We start from the raw sequence: 216 nt of genomic DNA, 5'->3' as shown, positions 1-216 counted from the left end.
CTTCTTGTCCGCCTGGCTTGTTGCCAGATGGTTGACGAGAAGAACGTGTGTTGGCAAAACGGTCAGAAGATGGGGGCAAATGGCTATTGGAGCTGTTTTTTTTCGTGCGTGCTTCCAGCTCTTGAACACGGTACTTCAGTTGTTCATTTTCTTTGCGTAGCTGTTTGTTTTCTTTCAACAGTTGCTCAATGACTTGTTGTTGGTGAGTAATGAGCT

At 45.4% G+C, this 216-nt stretch carries 1 protein-coding gene; it reads right to left on the bottom strand.

The features are described 5' to 3' along the window. The coding region (locus tag ETB99_RS14840; RefSeq protein WP_309138162.1) for a DUF6444 domain-containing protein at positions 1-211 on the bottom strand (211 nt) is incomplete at its 3' end. Positions 212-216 lie beyond the last annotated feature (5 nt).

The sequence above is a fragment of the Anoxybacillus sp. CHMUD genome, from assembly GCF_013096965.1.
In the GTDB taxonomy this organism is placed as follows: domain Bacteria; phylum Bacillota; class Bacilli; order Bacillales; family Anoxybacillaceae; genus Anoxybacillus; species Anoxybacillus kestanbolensis_A.
Note: the sequence above shows the minus strand (reverse complement) of the source record. Positions and strands in the feature narration are given on the sequence as shown.